Annotated in this window: 17 protein-coding genes; 13 read left to right on the top strand and 4 right to left on the bottom strand. The window is 29.9% G+C overall.

The window, feature by feature from the left end; genetic code table 11:
- Positions 1 to 74 precede the first annotated feature (74 nt).
- The 13 genes from BMX42_RS10665 (at position 75) to BMX42_RS10605 (ending at position 10,020) form a co-directional block, all read left to right on the top strand.
- Entirely contained in the window at positions 75 to 665 is a 591-nt protein-coding gene (locus BMX42_RS10665; protein ID WP_143055642.1) for a hypothetical protein, read from the top strand.
- Positions 666 to 731: 66 nt separating this feature from the next.
- On the top strand, positions 732 to 1,643 hold the full coding sequence (locus BMX42_RS10660) for a tetratricopeptide repeat protein (RefSeq protein ID WP_091313644.1): 912 nt from the start codon (positions 732 to 734) through the stop codon (positions 1,641 to 1,643).
- Positions 1,644 to 1,693: 50 nt separating this feature from the next.
- On the top strand, positions 1,694 to 2,227 hold the full coding sequence (locus BMX42_RS10655; protein WP_091313640.1) for a GNAT family N-acetyltransferase: 534 nt from the start codon (positions 1,694 to 1,696) through the stop codon (positions 2,225 to 2,227).
- 234 nt (positions 2,228 to 2,461) lie between these two features.
- Positions 2,462 to 2,866, top strand: a complete 405-nt coding sequence (locus BMX42_RS10650) for a hypothetical protein (RefSeq protein ID WP_091313637.1) — start codon at positions 2,462 to 2,464, stop codon at positions 2,864 to 2,866.
- Between the two features lie 306 nt (positions 2,867 to 3,172).
- Complete coding sequence (locus tag BMX42_RS10645) at positions 3,173 to 3,619, top strand: hypothetical protein (RefSeq protein ID WP_091313634.1); 447 nt, start codon at positions 3,173 to 3,175, stop codon at positions 3,617 to 3,619.
- Positions 3,620 to 3,888: 269 nt separating this feature from the next.
- Positions 3,889 to 4,719 (top strand): hypothetical protein, encoded by an 831-nt coding sequence (locus BMX42_RS10640; RefSeq protein WP_091313631.1) that lies wholly within the window; start codon positions 3,889 to 3,891, stop codon positions 4,717 to 4,719.
- Between the two features lie 166 nt (positions 4,720 to 4,885).
- Positions 4,886 to 5,893: a phosphotransferase gene (locus BMX42_RS10630; RefSeq protein WP_091313626.1), complete on the top strand. Its 1,008-nt coding sequence runs from the start codon at positions 4,886 to 4,888 to the stop codon at positions 5,891 to 5,893.
- A gap of 156 nt (positions 5,894 to 6,049) precedes the next feature.
- A complete protein-coding gene (locus tag BMX42_RS10625) occupies positions 6,050 to 6,589 on the top strand; it encodes an STM3941 family protein (protein ID WP_143055641.1) in 540 nt (179 codons plus the stop codon).
- A gap of 107 nt (positions 6,590 to 6,696) precedes the next feature.
- The gene (locus tag BMX42_RS10620; protein WP_091313620.1) at positions 6,697 to 7,320 is read left to right on the top strand and encodes a hypothetical protein; all 624 of its coding nucleotides are present in this window, start codon (positions 6,697 to 6,699) and stop codon (positions 7,318 to 7,320) included.
- Positions 7,321 to 7,351: 31 nt separating this feature from the next.
- The gene (locus BMX42_RS10615; protein WP_091313617.1) at positions 7,352 to 7,777 is read left to right on the top strand and encodes a hypothetical protein; all 426 of its coding nucleotides are present in this window, start codon (positions 7,352 to 7,354) and stop codon (positions 7,775 to 7,777) included.
- Positions 7,778 to 7,835: 58 nt separating this feature from the next.
- Positions 7,836 to 9,092 (top strand): hypothetical protein, encoded by a 1,257-nt coding sequence (locus tag BMX42_RS10610; protein ID WP_091313612.1) that lies wholly within the window; start codon positions 7,836 to 7,838, stop codon positions 9,090 to 9,092.
- Positions 9,093 to 9,469: 377 nt separating this feature from the next.
- On the top strand, positions 9,470 to 9,619 hold the full coding sequence (locus tag BMX42_RS14540; RefSeq protein ID WP_177169162.1) for a hypothetical protein: 150 nt from the start codon (positions 9,470 to 9,472) through the stop codon (positions 9,617 to 9,619).
- Positions 9,620 to 9,663: 44 nt separating this feature from the next.
- Entirely contained in the window at positions 9,664 to 10,020 is a 357-nt protein-coding gene (locus tag BMX42_RS10605; protein ID WP_091313609.1) for a helix-turn-helix domain-containing protein, read from the top strand.
- Positions 10,021 to 10,091: 71 nt separating this feature from the next.
- Here the strand turns inward: BMX42_RS10605 and BMX42_RS10600 are convergent, their stop codons facing one another.
- The 4 genes from BMX42_RS10600 to BMX42_RS10585 all read right to left on the bottom strand — a co-directional run bounded on the left by BMX42_RS10600 (position 10,092) and on the right by BMX42_RS10585 (position 14,832).
- Positions 10,092 to 10,466: a methylglyoxal synthase gene (locus BMX42_RS10600; RefSeq protein ID WP_091314108.1), complete on the bottom strand. Its 375-nt coding sequence runs from the start codon at positions 10,464 to 10,466 to the stop codon at positions 10,092 to 10,094.
- Positions 10,467 to 10,617: 151 nt separating this feature from the next.
- A complete protein-coding gene (nhaA, locus tag BMX42_RS10595) occupies positions 10,618 to 11,775 on the bottom strand; it encodes a Na+/H+ antiporter NhaA (protein WP_091313605.1) in 1,158 nt (385 codons plus the stop codon).
- Positions 11,776 to 11,801: 26 nt separating this feature from the next.
- Positions 11,802 to 13,343: a SulP family inorganic anion transporter gene (locus tag BMX42_RS10590; protein ID WP_091313602.1), complete on the bottom strand. Its 1,542-nt coding sequence runs from the start codon at positions 13,341 to 13,343 to the stop codon at positions 11,802 to 11,804.
- A gap of 214 nt (positions 13,344 to 13,557) precedes the next feature.
- On the bottom strand, positions 13,558 to 14,832 hold the full coding sequence (locus BMX42_RS10585) for a TIGR00341 family protein (RefSeq protein WP_091313598.1): 1,275 nt from the start codon (positions 14,830 to 14,832) through the stop codon (positions 13,558 to 13,560).
- Positions 14,833 to 14,933: the final 101 nt, after the last annotated feature.

The following is a 14,933-nucleotide window of genomic DNA, read 5'->3' as shown; positions in this document are numbered from 1 at the left end:
GGATTTTTTTGTGGGAATTATTTTATATTTACAAAAAAGAATAAGTATTTATACACTTGTAATAATTTCACAAAATGAAACACTTTGAAAAAATACAAACTTTACTCCCACTTGGCTACCTCTATTTAGTCATATTAGGAATCATAAAGGAAACAGCATTCTTCTATCAATTAGACATCAATATTTTAAAATACTCCTCAATAATGGATGTACTAATAAGTCCAATTGCTACCTTAACATCAAACCCTATAGTATTCATAATTATCACAATAATTTTAATATCCAGCTTTTATTTACCAGACTTTCTATTCAAAAACGATCACAAAAATTGGGTGCGAAAAATCTTTGAATTAAAGAAAACTAAAACCGATTTGGGAAATGACGAAATTAAAAACTATTACTTATTTATTTCAATAAAGTTTCTTGCTGTTTTTTTATTATCCGTTTATTTAGGCTACGGAGTTGGTGAAGGTTATACCATATCAAATAGAATAAAAGATAACAAATTAAAATATGAGCACAAGCTTAATTATGCAACTGGAGAATCTGAAATAGTGTCTCTTTTAGAAACAAATAGCCTATATTATTTCTATGTAGAAAAAGGAAAGCAATCTGTTAAAATTGCACCAATTGGAGGAATTAAAAACATCGAGATTATATATTAGTTTTCCTAAATCTGAACCCAATAACACAAATTTTCAATCCAAAAATTAAAAAAGCTAATACAACAAATGAAAATTTACTATTTATTAATATTTATAACTTCAATATGTTTTGGACAAAAAGAAGCTACAGAAAACGAAATTAAGGCACACTACTATTATAAATGTGCTTACAAAATTTTAAACAATACAACTAGTAATGCTTTATCAGAAGATCTTTCACTTAAAGCATTAGATTATGCCAACAAAGCTATCGAGTTAAATTCTAAAAATTCTAAGTATTTTAGAGTAAGAGGAACAACATATTTTCATTTGAAAAAATATGATTTAGCATTAAATAATCATGACGAAGCAATAAAAATTGACTCAACAAACACACTTGCTTGGATGGGTCGTGCCATAGTTTATGAAAATACAAATCAATTTGAATTGGCGGAAAAAAATTACTTCAAAGCACTTGAATATGATAGTAATTCTTCTATAATACCTTTTAATTTAGGTTTGCTATATGACAAATGGAACAAGCCTGAACAATCATTAAAATCCTACGATAAAGCCATTCAATTGGATTCAATTTATGCAGATGCCTATATTAATCGAGGTGCTGTTAAGCTAAGATCTAAAATGTATGAAGAAGCTATTAACGATTTCAATACAGCTATTTCTTTAAATTCATTAGACAAAATGTCTTATAACAACAGAGGACTTTGTAAATTTTATTTAAAAGAATATAAAAGTGCCATTGATGATTTTGAAAAAGCTTTAGCAATTAAACTGGGAAAATCATTTGATGAAAATTTTGATACGGATAAATACTCTTATAACAATATTGCAAACTCTTATTTTGGCTTAGGAAATAACGAAAAAGCTTGTGAATACTGGAATATCGCAGTTCAAAAAGGATATAAATATCAAAAAAAATGGAAAGAAATATACAATATTGACGACCCAAATGAGTTGATTAAAAAACATTGCAAATAAACTGATAGCACGGATTTCCATTCAATATCAAACAAAATAAACACAACAAAATGGTAAACATAAACTTCACCCCTTTCCCAGTTTTGACTACAGAAAGACTAACAATCAGACAATTATCAACTGATGATAGTCAAGATATTTTTGCTTTGCGTTCAGATGCGGAAATAAACAAATACCTTGGCAGACAACCTAGCAAAACAATTGATGATGCTCTAAAATTCATCAACACAATTAATGACAACATCAAAAATAACAACTCCATTTATTGGGTAATTAGCCTATCAAATACCAATACATTTGTGGGAACAATTTGTCTTTTCGACTTTTCAACCGAAAAAAATAGTTGCGAAATCGGTTATGAACTTATGACAGTATTTCAAGGTCAAGGAATTATGAAAGAAGCAACCCAAGCTGTTATCAATTATGCTTTTCAAACCTTGCAGTTTCATAAAATTGTTGCGTTTACGCATAAAAACAATCTGAATTCAACTAAACTATTAACAAATTTCAACTTTCTTCAATCAAAAGAAGCAATCAAAGAATACCCAGATTTTACTATTTATACATTGACTCGAACAATTTAATTTTACCAAAATTGCCAATTTGGATGATAACGAAATTGACTACGAATTAAGAAAGAATTAATTAAAGTTTAAAACTTCCGCAGATCCTATTTTTATTCTAATTTGAGGCTTTTTTGTGGGAATTATTTTATATTTACAACCCGCAATAAATACTTATAACTATTTGCAAACGGAAAGTTCGCATATTTATGAGTTAGGGGTCAGTTGTGCGGAACCTCAGATTTACAACAATAAATGAACAAATCCACCAGAAATCAAGTTTACTTTTACTTAATACTTACAGCAAGTATCATTTGGTTAATCATATTACCAAAACCATTCAGAAATTATGCGCCAATTATATTCATAATCCCAACATTTCCTTTTTTTATGTTTAATTATTATTCTAAACTAATTGAGTTCAGTAATATGTTAAAAACTATGCGCCCAGATTTATTTAACAAATACGTTGTTGATTATGGAAACGCCTTTAAAGGAGAGATTGTAAATATCGGATTAGCTAATAAAAACAATGATTTCGAAAATTTGGAAAATATAGAACTACGTGAAAAGTATCTTTTAAGCAAACAATCAATAAAATTGGGAATAATATCATTTCTAATTTTCCCAGTATTAGGAATTGTAACTATTTGTCTATAATTCAATAAATTTTTTGGCTGAAAAACGAAACGCAGAAAATTGTTTGTCAAAAATAGAAACGTGAAAAGTCTTTCGCAGAAATTCAGAAACGTGAAAATAGAAACGTGAAAAGTTTGCGCAAAATATAGATTTAAAAAGAACGTTTTTCTTCCAAAACAACCGAACCGCTAACAGGCGTTTGGCGAGATTGCGAATTTTGTAGTAAATTCACGTTTACATTTCGCAAGAAATTTTATCTTTAACAGAAAATAATCAGTTCCGAAGTTCGCAACCTCGCCAAGCGCCGGAACGTTATGAGCAATTAACATGAAAATAGGAGATGTTTTTAAAATCAAGACTAACATAGGTTTCGGATACTTACAGTATGTGGAAACTGACGATTTGGGAATTGATTTTGTACGAGTACTGGAACCGATATCAGCAAATGGCGAAATAACACAAGCTGGCGTGGATCAAACTGAAAGATGGAATATTGGATTCCCTTTGAAGACAGCTGCAAGAAGGAAAATTGTGGAAATGGTTGGTAATTTTGAAATCCCTAAATCATTTGTTAATTCTGAATTTGCTCGAAGTGAACACAATATTCGAGGAGAATTTCTTGGATGGCATATTGTACATAAATCAACTCTTAAGAGAGAATTAAAGTCAGACCTGGACGAGAAGAACTTAAAACTATCACCGCACGGAATAATGAATGATACGTTGATTGTCGAACGATTGGAACAAAACTGGAGATTGGAAAACTGGAAATAACTGCTCATAACAGGCGTTTGGCAAGATTGCGAATTTTACAGTAAACCCAATAGCACAGATTTATACACGAGCGCTACGAACTAACGAAGTAATCCATGCCAAAACATAATACTCCACCAAGACCTGACAGGTCTAAATACAAATCCTTATTTTGAGGCTTTTTTGAGGAAATTATTTATATTTACAAACGACAATAAATACTTATAACTATTTGCAAACGGAAAAGTTCGCTTATTTATGAGTTACAGGCAATTTAACCACACTAAACTATGAAACACTTCCTATTTTTATTTTGTCTTGTAATACTATTCGGTTGCAACGAGAAGAAAGAAACTAAAAGTATAAAAACGATAGTACTTTATAGTGAAAATGACAAAATTCCTAATGCTGGCGAGAATGTAAAAATAATAATAAAAGATACAATGTGTCCTTTTCAGAAAAATAGAGCTATGTCTGATATTAAAAATGGAAAACTGAAGATTTACTTTTCTTTTCTAAATTTCAGAAAGGATTTTGATATTGATAACTATAATGAACTTGAAAAATATCTTTCAAAATATAATATTGCTATCGATACAATTGTTGATGAATACAGCTCTGGATGTTGTCATAGTAGTAAGTTTGAAAGATACTGTTATCAAAATACTATGAAAACGGAAATTGAAAAAAAACATGGAAAAAATTTCTTGGATTCGCTTTGCAATCTGGTAGAAAAAAGCTTTGTGAAAAAAAATCCAAACAGAATATATGAATTTACTGAATGTGATATGGTTTCAAGATATCCAAATACAAAAAATTATAATGATATGTTTCATAAATCAAAAAGAGATTTCTTTGAACAATTCAAATATCCAATTGACTATAAATTTAAAAATGAAAAATATTATTCATACACAACAGCAAGTTTTTTATTAAGTAAAACTGGCAAAATATCAGATTTAAAAACAGAAGCTCATTTACAAAACTTTACAAATAGAAAACATAAATCTTATTTTGAAACTGAGGTAGCAAAATTCATTAAAACGGTTAAATTTGTTCCTGCCACAAGTTGTGGAATTGCAGTTAATAGTAAAATGGAACTAAGCTTTACAAATAAATAAACTGCCTGTAACAGGCGTTTGGCAAGATTGCGAATTTTATATTAAATTCACGTTTACATTTCGCAAGAAATTTTATCTTTAACAGAAAATAATCGGTTCCGAAATTCGCAACCTCGCCAAGCGCCGGAACGTTAGGTACAATTTTAAGACAGACAGCAAAAAACAAATGACACATTTTCCAGTAACAAATTCTAACCTTTCAGCAACACATATCGGACTGTTTTTACAGGAAAAATATTCTTTAAGTAAAGACACCAAATGCCAATTAATTAAAGCAGGAATCAATGACACCTATTTGATAACCGACAATTTGGACAAGTTTGTATTCCGCATTTATAGTTTAAATTGGAGAACACATGCAGAAATAGTAGAAGAAATAAAATTATTAAACGAGTTAAAACAAAAAAATATTTCTATTTCTTATCCACTACCAGACGAAACAAATAATTTTATACAAACACTAAATGCCCCTGAAGGAAATAGATATGCTGTACTTTTCACTTATGCAAGAGGCGAAAAACTGCACATTATTTCGGCTGAAACTCATTTCCGTATTGGGCAACTTATGGCTCAACTTCATACGGTAACTAATAACCTGAAGTTAAGTCGTGTAGAATACACACCTGAAGTAATTCTTATTGACTCCTTAAAGAAAGTATCAAATTTTTTGACAGCGGGCACTGAAGAAATGAACTTTATGTTGTCGGCTCAAAAATATTTAATAAAGGAGTTTGAAAATGTTGACACTTCTCAAATTCGAAAAGGAATTGTTCATCTTGACATTTGGTTTGACAATATAAACGTAACAGAAGAGAACGAAATAACAATTTTTGATTTCGATTTCTGTGGAAATGGTTGGCTTTGTTTAGACATCGCTTACTACATTATGCAACTTCATAATGTCGAGAAGTATGAGCCAAAAGATTATCAACCAAAGGTAGAAAGCTTTATCAAAGGTTATGAATCTATAACCCCAATTAGTAAAGAAGAAAAACGACTCATTCCGATGCTTGGAGTAAGTTTATATTTTTTTTATTTAGGAATACAATGCCAACGTTATGACAATTGGTCAAACTCATTTTTAAGTGAAAACTATTTGAAAAGATATATAAATGGGCTCGTGAAAAGATATTATGATATTTACAAACTTGGAGACAATAAATACACCACATAACAAGCGTTTGGCAAGATTGCGAATTTTGAAGTAAATTCAAGTTCACATTTCGCAAGAAATTTTATCTTTAACAGAAAAAAATCAGTTCCACGTAGCGCTACTGCACCAAGCCCCGAAACATTATATGTAATTTTGAAAAACATGGTAAACAGAATTATGAATTTAGAAATCAAATTTAGAAAAGAAAGAATAACATTGGGAATTATAATTTCTTTACTACTGCTTACCTTTTCTGTTTATTTCATTTTAAAACCTGAAATTTTCATAAGAAATGTGTTTATGAAAATATTACACATTCAAATTCTTGGAATAATTGGAATAGTTTTATTTTCAGCATTATTTTTCTCAATTTTAAAACTTTATTCTAGAAGATATGCATTATATATAACCGAAGAATTTATAATTGACAATTCAAGATATGAATCTTTAGGCAAAATTGAATGGCAGAACATTTCAAAAATTGAGAGAATTAAGAAAAAAAGTATAGAGATATTTGTAAATGAATCTGTTTTTAAAAATAGAAAATTAAACTTAATAAAAAAATTTCTAATGTTTATGGGGAATTGGAATTATAAAAAAAGTATAATAATTTCAAGTGCGTTACTAGATTGTAGTATTGAAGAGCTTTACGAAAATATTACTAAATCTTATAAAAATTATAAAAAAACTACACACAAAAACGGTTTAGCACAATAGCTACTTTTACATTAAACAGTTAGCACAGATTTACACACTAGCACAGCGAACTGACGAAGTAAACCGTACCACAATATTACGTCTGTTTGACACAATAACAATAATCTATGAAAGAAAGTTTAGAATTACCAATAACTTTACGCGCACCAAATATTGACGAAGTTCCAGCAAATTCTACTGTATCTAAACGACTTGAAGAAAGGAAAACCGCAAATATTGTAGAGGGTTATATTTTACATCAAAAGGACAATAATCCAGATCATGCAGATTTAGGTTTTAACTTTTACACAGAAATAAATATTAACAATTCTAATCTATGGAATTTGATAGTATCACTTTCTAAAGAAATGCCTGAAATAATTGCTATAATATTTGGTCACGAAGGTTCAGAATTGAAATATGGTAAATATTCAAGCAAAGAGAAAACTTTAAGTTTTTTAAATAAATATTCTAAAGAGATTGTTGCAGATACTTTTATTGAAATAGGATTGCTATTTCAATCAGAAAATGAACTAATCGAAATCTTCGTTAGTGAATCTAAATACATTAAATTTTGGGGAATAAATGAAGAATCGTTTACACAAATCATGAATAATTTTAATCTAAAACAAATAGATGACATTGAATTTGTTGATGAATATCCAAAAGTTAGAGAACCTTTGAGATTATTTGATGAAACAGCAGTTGAGACAAATGATTTAATCAAAATGTTTGAAAAAGAATTTATATAATTTTGAAAACCAATCGTACTTAAAATACCTTATGAAAAATATTATTCTTTTTTTAATTGTCCTTTTTTATAGTTGTAAGAAAGAAATCGTTTCTTACCCAGCTAACAATTTAGAAATTATATTTCACAAACCAGGCGTAAATTATCCAATGCGGTTTGGATGTGGTTGGCCTAAAAATGTTGATTCTCTTACCGAAAATTTTAAATTCATGAGAGTTTGCGATAAAACTTCGGTTGACAAATTCTTAAAAATCTACAGAAAGTATAAAATTGATTCAACTGATTTTCGTGCTGATGTTCGTATTCGCATTTTAGTACATCAAGGAATAAAAACTGATACACTTTGCTTGGGAGAGAATTTTGGTACAATAATAAATGGGGAATCTATGGAAGATTCAAAAGAATTATTGAACTTTATAAAACAAAGAATTGAATACAATAAAGCTTTTACCCGATAACGCTGATTTGTACACGAGCACCAGCGAACTGACGAAGTAATCACACAATTAAGAAAAAATGAATAGAAATGATTTAACTGAATGGATTATACATTTTGTTCACGATAGAAATCCTGAAAATGACCCTCAAGAATTTTCTTATGATTGGGAAGTTGAAGATGGCTTTGAATATGATCCTTTTCCTGACACTTTTACATATGAGGGAGAACCAATATATCTTACTGAAAAATATCAGGAGGATGATTATGGATTGGAATCTGATGCAGAAGCTTTCTATGTGTTAAAAAAAATTCTACATGATGGAATTATAAAAACTGGTTGGTCATTCAGAAAAAAATCAGCAACAATATATGGATCAAAATCAGCAGCTTGTTTTACTGAAATGCCTTTATATGCATTATTAGAATATGCTAAAACTCGCAAAAGCAGTGAATCTATAGAGTCATATGGAATTGCTTTTTTAAAAGAAGAGCTATTCGAAGCAGGTGCACGACCGGTAATTTATGGATTATCGGGTAAACATTTAGAAGCTAAAATGGGTGACAAAAACTTTGGGATTGGCATAAGAACTTTATCAGAAAAGTGTGGTATTGGTCTCAATGAAATGTATAGATATGTTTATACAAATATTAAAAAACAAAAACGAATTGATTGGACTCATGAAAGAGAATGGAGATGGGCAGATATAAAAGAAAATTTTGATTTTCCAGGAATGCCTTTTATAGCTCAAAATGATGATTTCTCATTTAGTAAAATTATAGTTTTTGTGAAAACAAATGTAGAAGTTATTGATATATTAGAACATATAAAAAACTTATATCATTCAACCAGTACAAATTATGGAATAGAATATAATTTAAAACTTTTGGAAAATACTTTTGTAATGTCAATTGAAGAATTGTCAAATCTAAATATAGATTTAGATTATATAAAATTTGATGACCTTCCATTTAATAGAATATCTAAACTAAATAAAGTCTCTGTAAGAAAAGAGACATATGATTTAGTTAAAGAAGCAATTAAGGAAGCCGAAGAAATAAATTATAAAGAAACAGAATCAAAATATAAAAAATATGGAGATAAAGGACCTTGTGGCTTTGCCAATATTGTAACATATGAAGTGAATTCAGAAATTACTCAAGCATTGATTGACCTTGAAATTGCTCATACATTTGCAAAAGGTGAGTATATTATTTATTTAAAAGGTTATCCGATTCAATCGATAGATGTTCAAGAATATGGGGTAATAAAAGCTGCAGAATTTTTAACAAAAAAATTATCTCAAAAATTTTATCCTCATACAAAATTAGATTAATATCCCTCCGCTCATGAGCGAAATGAAATTCGACGAAGTCAATCCCTTCGCGTTCGTTCATTAGATAAATAAATTAGAATTTTTAAACCCAATAGCACAGATTTGCACACTAGCACAGCGAACTGACGAAGTAATCCATGCATCTAAATAACAGCATTTCAAAAACCTGTCAGGTCTTATTAGTTACCCCACCTAGATAATTACTAAAATACTTTCCAGTTTTAACAACAGTATTTCCAGTTAGAACAACATCATTTCCAGTTTTAGCAACAGTATTTCCAGTTATAACAAAATCATTTCCAGTTTTAGCAACATCATTTCCAGTTTTAACAACAGTATTTCCAGTTATAACAACATCATTTCCAGTTTTAGCTATTTTGTTTCCAGTTTTAACAACATCATTTCCAGTTTTAACTATTTTGTTTCCAGTTTTAGCAACTTCATTTCCAGTTTTAACTATTTTGTTTCCAGTTTTAGCAACTTCATTTCCAGTTTTAACGACATTACTTGTAGGATTTATATTATAATTTTATATTTTAGCATCATAAATACTAAAACTCAAATAATTTATATGCTTTCTTTCAACTTATCACCAATATTTAAAGCTCGTGGAATCGACAAACCTCACGCCTACCTTGTAAAAGCGGGTATATCACCACATTCTGCACAGGATATATTAAATAGTCAATCAAGAACATTACGTTTAGATCACCTCGAATTGTTATGCAGAATACTAGTTTGTGAACCAAACGACATCCTTGTTTACAGAGAAGATGCAACACACAAAATTGCAGAAGACCATCCCCTAAATAACCTAAAGCAAACTGAAACAGACAAGAGTCTTAAAGAAACAATAACAACAATCCCATACAAACAACTAAAAGAACTAACAAAGCAAATCAATCAAACAGAAGTTGAGAACAAATAGTTAGGAATAAGCACAAAAAAAGACCTAACAGCTTTAAAAAACTATTAGGTCTGATATACTATTTAAATTAGTTACTCCTCTAGCAACAAAGCATTCAACAGCAATTGTGCTGTAGCCTCATTGGTAGCTAAAGGTACGTTGTGTACATCGCAAATACGAATTAGCATATTAATATCTGGTTCGTGCGCGTGACTACTAGATGGGTCTTTAAAAAATAATACCATTTTAGTTTTGCCTTCCGCTACTCTAGCCGCAATTTGTGCATCGCCACCTAAAGGTCCGCTCAGCATTTTCTTGACTTTTATACCAGTGGCTTCTACTCTACTGCCAGTCGTTCCTGTAGCAATAATTTTGATGTTTTCTTTTAGTAATATGTCTCGGTTTTTATTTAAAAACTGAACCATATCTGCTTTCTTACCATCGTGTGCAATTACTGCTATTTCCATTTTTTTATTCATGTTATAGTATTTTTTTACCACGAATTCACAAATTTTAATTGTTTAGATTCGATTTTATTCGAATTTCATCAAAGATGAATCAAATTTAGACAATCCATATCAATTCGGAAATTCGTGGCTTATATAATTTAATCGAAAATTATTCTTCAACTTCAATATGAGAATCTTTCAATGTGGCTTTCAAAAACACAAATCCTAAAACTCCCGCCACTAATGAAGAAAGTAGAATGATAAACTTAGCATTATTAATAACCGTTTCATTTTCAAAAGCCAAAAGCGTAATAAAAATCGACATCGTAAAGCCAATTCCACCTAAGAAACCAACACCTAAAACCGTTTTCCAATTTAAGTCGCTAGGCAATTTACATAAACCAACTTTCACTGCGAAAAACGTAATTAAAAAGATGCCTAGTGGCTTCCCTACAATTAATCCGAGCGCAATTCCTAAACTATAATTCTCAGTAAGTATTTGCGAAATATCTCCACTCATCACAATGGCAGTATTCGCCAAAGCAAAAATAGGTAAAATGATAAACGCCACAGGTTTATGTAAAAAATGTTGTAAAATATACGATGTAGATTTGTGTCCACCTTTTCCAAAAGGAATTGCAAAAGCCAATAAAACTCCAGTAATTGTAGCATGAACGCCAGAATTCAGCATAAAATACCACATAATGACACCACCAATTAAATACGGAATTAAACTCTTAACTTTAAAATATTTACCTAAGACATAAAGAAACACAAACATTCCTAATGCAATGAATAAGTTCGTCCAAAGTAAGGTTTTTGTGTAAAAAATCGCGATAATTAAAATCGCACCTAAATCATCAATAACAGCTAAAGCCGTTAAAAAGACTTTTAGTGAAGTAGGTACTCTGTTTCCTAATAAAGACAAAATTCCTAACGCAAAAGCAATATCTGTCGCCATCGGAATTCCCGCTCCCGATTGGGTTTCTGTACCAAAATTAAAAAATATAAATATCCCAGCGGGAATAATCATTCCACCAATAGCAGCAAAAATGGGTAATAACGCATCTTTAAAGTTGGATAATTCCCCTTGATAAATTTCTCTTTCTAATTCTAAACCAATTAGTAAAAAGAAAATCGTCATCAAACCATCATTAATCCAATGTTCTATGCTATGACCAGAAAATTCAGTCATCCAAAAATGATGGTAACTTTCTCCAAACGAAGAATTTGCCAGTAATAACGAAACAACTGTACAAAGAATTAATACTAATCCGGCTAGTTTTTCACTTTCGAAAAAGTCTTTAAATAATTGTGTTAACTTCATTTTATATATTTTAAGTTATGTAAATTTTAAATGTTTTTTTTGTCCATTAACAAATACGTTGGATCTTCCATAATATTTACGTCTACAATTGCTTCAGCATTATTCAATAATTGAATACAATCTTTACTTAAATAACGTAAATGTACTTTTTTTCCTTGTAAATAATAACGATGTGTAAGTGCGTTTAAAGCTTCAATTGCCGACATATCCGCTACTCGACTTTCTTTAAAATCAATAATAATTTCATTAGGATCGTTTGCTACATCAAACTTTTCTGCAAAATTAGTAACTGAACCGAAAAATAAAGGTCCGAATATTTCATAATGCTTCACTCCTGCTTCATCGATATATTTTCTAGCACGAATTCGTTTCGCATTATCCCAAGCAAAAACCAATGCAGAAATAATCACACCAATTAATACCGCTAAAGCTAAATTATGAAGTAAAACGGTAATTAAAGTTACCACAAGCATCACAAAAATATCTGATTTTGGCATGCGTTTAAAAATTTTCAAACTTGCCCATTCAAAAGTTCCGAAAGCAACCATAATCATCACTCCAGTTAAAGCAGCCATTGGTAATTTTCCAATAACTGGCGCACCAACTAAAATAATGAGTAATATGGCTAAAGCGGCAACAATACCAGAAAGTCGAGCTCTTGAACCAGCAGAAAGATTAACTAAAGTTTGTGCAATCATAGGACAACCGCCCATTCCGAAGAAAAAACCATTTAAAATATTGGCACTTCCTTGTGCAACACATTCTCTGTTACTATTTCCTTTTGTTGAAGTGATTTCATCAACTAAATTCAATGTAAGTAAACCTTCTGTTAATCCAACAGCTGCCATTATAACCCCGTAAGGCAAGATGATTAGAAATGTATCAAAATTTAAAGGGAAATTTGGAATATGAAATGGCGGCAAACTTCCGCTAACAGAAGCGATATCTTGTACTTGTTTCGTATCAATATTGAAAAGTAACACAACGGCAAAAACCACTAAAATTGCGACTAAAGACGAAGGGATCACTTTAGTAATTTTTGGAAACAACACAACAATTGCAATAGTTAACGCAACTAAACCAGCCATAATTAAAAAAGGTGTGCCAGTTAACCATTGCGTTTGTCCGTTAATTATAGTTTTGAATTGCTCTAATTGCGACATGAAAATCACAATAGCTAATCCATTAACAAATCCATACATTACAGGTTGTGGAACTAATCTAATGAATTTCCCGAGCTTAAATAATCCAACTAAAATTTGAATGATTCCTGCTATCACAATCGCACCAAAAACATATTCTAAACCGTGAGATTTCATTAATGCGATAAGAACGATAACTGTTGCTCCTGCTCCACCAGAAATTAATCCTGGTCGTCCACCAAAAATGGCAGTTACTAATCCCATTATAAAAGCGCCATATAATCCAACCAAAGGGGGAAAACCAGCTAATATTGCGAAAGATAACGATTCGGGAATCATAGTCATGGCAACGGTTAATCCAGCTAATATTTCGGTTCTGTAATTAACTTTTTGAGATAAATCAAATAAATTGAAAACTTTATTCATAAAACAAAATAATATTTAGATACAGCTTCATGATAAAACTGCATCGAAAAAAATTAAAAATAGTTTTGGAAAAATCCCCTGATTTAAAGAAAACAAATCAGTTAGGAATGGCTTTATTCAAATGACTTATATTTTCCATAGCGTTACACAAAGTTACTTTTTTTAAGCAAATTTTCAAAGTAAAATCGAGATTTTAAGTCTAAAACAACTGATTTTATTCTTTTGTTATAAACTTAATTGCTTTTAAATTATATGTTGTTTTTATCCAATTTTGAAATTTTTCAAAGTCAAAATCTTTTGTGCTATTTTTTTCTAATTGAATGATACAAAGATTTACAAGTTCCAATTTTTCTATATTATGATTTTCACCCGTTGTCATTATAAAAGAAGTTATTTCTGGAAATAAAACTTTAATTTCTTGGAATACTTCTTTATTTTTCTTTTTGAAATTTTCATCATTTGAGATTTTGTTTTGATATTCCTCAAGAATTCTGTTTTGAGATGTATTTATTTTTTTATCTACATCATTAGAAAACGAAAATCCCTCTTTAATAATCAGATTTGCAGTTTCTAAATTATATGCTTTTAGATTGTTTTTTAGCGTGTTAATTTCTAATGAGTCAACTTTTTTTCCACCAATAACCAATTCGATTAATTCATCCTTGTATTGCATTTTCTTTGAAATAATGAAGTTGTTTTTCAAATTTACTTGTTCAGTTATAAATTTATTCGCTTGTGTTTTAAACTTGATTTCTTTGATAAATTCGTAACCAAAATAAATACTTGGAACTAATGTCAAAACCACTATAAATCCAATCCAATTATGAACTTTTTTCTTTATTTTGACATCAATAAATTCTTTATTTGGAAATCGTAAAAATCTAACCGTTACAAAAGTTGATAAAGCAATAAAAACGGTATTGATAAAAAACAAGTATAATGCTCCAGAAAAAAACTGCCAATTTCCACTTGCTAATCCATACCCAGCAGTACATAAAGGTGGCATTAAAGCAGTTGCAATTGCCACACCTGGAATGACATTTCCTTTTAATTTGCTTGAAGTGGCTAAAATACCTGCAAGTCCACCAAAAAAAGCAATTAAAACATCATAAATATTGGGGGTTGTTCTTGCTAAGATTTCAGAATGTGCTTCATTTAGAGGAGAAAGAAAAAAATAGAATGTAGATGTAAATAAACTTACACCAACAGCAAATAGAAAATTTTTAGCCGATTTTTTTAATAGTGCTAAGTCGTTAATTCCCATTGCTAAACCCAATCCCATAATTGGACCCATTAAAGGAGAAACCAACATCGCACCTATAATTACAGCTGTTGAATTCACATTTAATCCAAGTGAAGCAATAAAAATAGCGAAAATTAAAACCCACAAATTCGTGCCTTTAAAAACTACTCCTTGTTCAATAGTTTCAATAACTGTAGCATAATCTTCTTTTTCTTGGTATAAACTAAAACGTTTTAAAAACTCCATATCTCGTAATAAATATTTTTCAAATTACAAATAAATACTAAATCAAACAAATCAATGCAAGAAAAAACCCTGTTAAACGATACTTAACAGGGTTTATAAAT

The organism is Flavobacterium terrigena, from assembly GCF_900108955.1.
Taxonomy (GTDB): domain Bacteria; phylum Bacteroidota; class Bacteroidia; order Flavobacteriales; family Flavobacteriaceae; genus Flavobacterium; species Flavobacterium terrigena.
The sequence above is the reverse complement of the archived record's forward strand: the minus strand, read 5'-3'. Positions and strand labels throughout refer to the sequence as shown.

What these genes read in the sequence shown, in the direction of transcription:
- BMX42_RS10665 (WP_143055642.1), top strand. Translation starts at nt 75, where the DNA reads ATGAAACACTTTGAAAAAATACAAACTTTACTCCCACTTGGCTACCTC.
- BMX42_RS10660 (WP_091313644.1), top strand. Translation starts at nt 732, where the DNA reads ATGAAAATTTACTATTTATTAATATTTATAACTTCAATATGTTTTGGA.
- BMX42_RS10655 (WP_091313640.1), top strand. Translation starts at nt 1,694, where the DNA reads ATGGTAAACATAAACTTCACCCCTTTCCCAGTTTTGACTACAGAAAGA.
- BMX42_RS10650 (WP_091313637.1), top strand. Translation starts at nt 2,462, where the DNA reads ATGAACAAATCCACCAGAAATCAAGTTTACTTTTACTTAATACTTACA.
- BMX42_RS10645 (WP_091313634.1), top strand. Translation starts at nt 3,173, where the DNA reads ATGAAAATAGGAGATGTTTTTAAAATCAAGACTAACATAGGTTTCGGA.
- BMX42_RS10640 (WP_091313631.1), top strand. Translation starts at nt 3,889, where the DNA reads ATGAAACACTTCCTATTTTTATTTTGTCTTGTAATACTATTCGGTTGC.
- BMX42_RS10630 (WP_091313626.1), top strand. Translation starts at nt 4,886, where the DNA reads ATGACACATTTTCCAGTAACAAATTCTAACCTTTCAGCAACACATATC.
- BMX42_RS10625 (WP_143055641.1), top strand. Translation starts at nt 6,050, where the DNA reads ATGAATTTAGAAATCAAATTTAGAAAAGAAAGAATAACATTGGGAATT.
- BMX42_RS10620 (WP_091313620.1), top strand. Translation starts at nt 6,697, where the DNA reads ATGAAAGAAAGTTTAGAATTACCAATAACTTTACGCGCACCAAATATT.
- BMX42_RS10615 (WP_091313617.1), top strand. Translation starts at nt 7,352, where the DNA reads ATGAAAAATATTATTCTTTTTTTAATTGTCCTTTTTTATAGTTGTAAG.
- BMX42_RS10610 (WP_091313612.1), top strand. Translation starts at nt 7,836, where the DNA reads ATGAATAGAAATGATTTAACTGAATGGATTATACATTTTGTTCACGAT.
- BMX42_RS10605 (WP_091313609.1), top strand. Translation starts at nt 9,664, where the DNA reads ATGCTTTCTTTCAACTTATCACCAATATTTAAAGCTCGTGGAATCGAC.
- BMX42_RS10600 (WP_091314108.1), bottom strand. Translation starts at nt 10,466, where the DNA reads ATGGAAATAGCAGTAATTGCACACGATGGTAAGAAAGCAGATATGGTT.
- nhaA (WP_091313605.1), bottom strand. Translation starts at nt 11,775, where the DNA reads ATGAAGTTAACACAATTATTTAAAGACTTTTTCGAAAGTGAAAAACTA.
- BMX42_RS10590 (WP_091313602.1), bottom strand. Translation starts at nt 13,343, where the DNA reads ATGAATAAAGTTTTCAATTTATTTGATTTATCTCAAAAAGTTAATTAC.
- BMX42_RS10585 (WP_091313598.1), bottom strand. Translation starts at nt 14,832, where the DNA reads ATGGAGTTTTTAAAACGTTTTAGTTTATACCAAGAAAAAGAAGATTAT.